The following is a 2,158-nucleotide window of genomic DNA, read 5'->3' as shown; positions in this document are numbered from 1 at the left end:
AATAGGGACCAATGTGGTCGTGATTAATCAATTGGTTGGGCAAACCAAACTTGTGGTGCCTGAAGGGGTGGGTCTTGAACTACACGCCAATGGTTTTCGGACCGAAGTAAATTGGAACGGGGAGAAAGTGGCCCTAAACAATGAGCGTAAAACCTTTGAAAGTGCGTCTTATCAGCAAAGTAACCGGAAAATTTACCTACAAATTTCTCAAGGTTGGGGAACAGTAGAGGTGGTCTTCTTATGAGAGGACGTCGGTTTTTAACAATATTTATCGTTTTATGGTTGTCACTTTTGACGGTATCTCTTGGAACCTATATCTTTTTGATTTTGACACCTAATACCATCAATGTCGACGGGTCATATCTTGAATTTGCCCGTTTAATCCTACCATTTATGTATTTATTGGTCATTGATATAGTCATCTCATTGATTGCAACCTTTATCTTGTATTTCTTTTTATACAAGGACGAAAATAAATTGACGGCTAAGCTAACTGCCTTGGCTGCCAGAAAATATGATTCACCCATTTTTCAAGAAACAGAAATGGGCGTTTATGCTGGCCAGCAAATAGGTGAGCAAATTGAACGGTTGCGGGCCATGTTACAGAACATGGAAATGGCATTGCAGGCAAAAACGGTGGCGGATGAAGCGAACTCAGAGATGAACAGAAACCAACTAGTCAAAGAGGAACGACAACGGATTGCGCGTGAATTGCATGACTCAGTCAGCCAGCAATTGTTTGCCATGACCATGATTTTGTCAGCTATCCAAGAGCAGGCGGACAATATGGACCCTGTCAACCGGCAATTGATCGGTAAGGTGGCGGCTATGGTGGACCAGGCTCAAGCTGAAATGCGTTCCTTACTACTCCATCTACGGCCAATTTCCTTGACCAATCAAAGTTTGGCAGAGGGAATTGAACAGCTCTTTAGGGAGTTAGAAACGAAGGTTAAGATTAATTTTGAAGCCACTGTGACGGACGTTCAATTGCTGCCTGAAGTGGAGAACCACCTATTCCGAATTGTGCAGGAACTATTATCCAATTCCCTGCGACATGCTAAGGCACAAATTATCGAATGCCATCTGTATGAGAAAGACCGAAATATTTATCTGCGATTTTCAGATGATGGCGTGGGCTTTGATACCGACAAGGAATTACTGCAGAACGGTGGGTACGGATTGAAAAATATCCAAGAGCGCGTGGCCCAGCTAGGTGGTTCGACCAACATTATTTCATTTGAAAACCAGGGCACATTGATCCAAATCGTAATACCAAGAAAGATGGAGGGCATATATGATTAAAGTATTGTTAGTAGATGACCATGAAATGGTCAGATTAGGCGTTTCTACCTACCTATCTACCCAATCAGACCTAGAGATAGTAGGGGAAGCTAAGGACGGATTAGAGGGCAAGAAAATGGCCTTATCACTGCAACCAGATATCATTTTAATGGATTTAGTCATGGATAATATGGACGGGATCCAAGCAACACAAGAAATCTTAGCTGACTGGCCAAAAGCCAATATTTTAATTGTCACTTCTTTTATCGATGATGAAAAGGTATATCCCGCCATGCAAGCTGGGGCTAAGGGCTACATTTTAAAAACATCTTCAGCAAACGAAATTGCGTCAGCGATTCGCCGGACCTATGCGGGGGAATCAGTCATTGCACCAACAGTCAATGAAAAGCTGATTGCCCATGAAGTAGAAGCTAACCGACATCACCTACATGATGATTTAACTACTCGTGAACGGGAAGTCTTGCAGTTGATTGCTGCTGGTAAATCCAACCAGGAAATTGCCGATGAATTATTTATCACCTTAAAAACGGTAAAAACCCATGTATCGAATATATTATCTAAATTAGGGGTCGAAGACCGGACACAAGCAACGATTTATGCCTTCCAAAATCAATTAGTTAAATAGTCGTTTTATTGCAAAAGGAAAAACCTGCGATGCAAGCTAGTTCAGCTTTACATCGCAGGTTTATTTTTGTTTATTAGTAATCGTTGTGATTAGACAGGCATTACGACTGCCATAATCATTGGATTACGTTTTGTACGTTTATACAAGAATGGTTGTAAGGCATTTTGCATAGCGTCACGTAAGATTTTTTCATTTACTTTCTTACCTGAATTTAGATGACCGATAACAGTA

General features: G+C 41.3%; 4 protein-coding genes. 3 read left to right on the top strand and 1 reads right to left on the bottom strand.

All coding sequences use genetic code 11. The features are described from left to right. The 3 genes from liaF to ACRCJ0_RS12470 all read left to right on the top strand — a co-directional run. On the top strand, nt 1–244 hold a 244-nt coding region (gene liaF, locus ACRCJ0_RS12480; protein ID WP_431390628.1), incomplete at its 5' end, for a cell wall-active antibiotics response protein LiaF. Continuing rightward, on the top strand, nt 241–1,302 hold the full coding sequence (locus ACRCJ0_RS12475; RefSeq protein ID WP_431390627.1) for a sensor histidine kinase: 1,062 nt from the start codon (nt 241–243) through the stop codon (nt 1,300–1,302). The genes liaF and ACRCJ0_RS12475, both read left to right, overlap by 4 nt. After that, the gene (locus ACRCJ0_RS12470) at nt 1,295–1,927 is read left to right on the top strand and encodes a response regulator (RefSeq protein ID WP_003140979.1); all 633 of its coding nucleotides are present in this window, start codon (nt 1,295–1,297) and stop codon (nt 1,925–1,927) included. Before ACRCJ0_RS12475 ends, ACRCJ0_RS12470 begins: the two co-directional genes overlap by 8 nt. Before the next feature lie 89 nt (nt 1,928–2,016). Here ACRCJ0_RS12470 and ACRCJ0_RS12465 read toward each other — a convergent pair whose 3' ends face one another. Then, nucleotides 2,017–2,151: a hypothetical protein gene (locus tag ACRCJ0_RS12465; RefSeq protein ID WP_431390629.1), complete on the bottom strand. Its 135-nt coding sequence runs from the start codon at nt 2,149–2,151 to the stop codon at nt 2,017–2,019. Nucleotides 2,152–2,158 lie beyond the last annotated feature (7 nt).

The sequence above is a fragment of the Aerococcus sp. L_32 genome (assembly GCF_050689315.1).
Note: the sequence above shows the minus strand (reverse complement) of the source record. Positions and strands in the feature narration are given on the sequence as shown.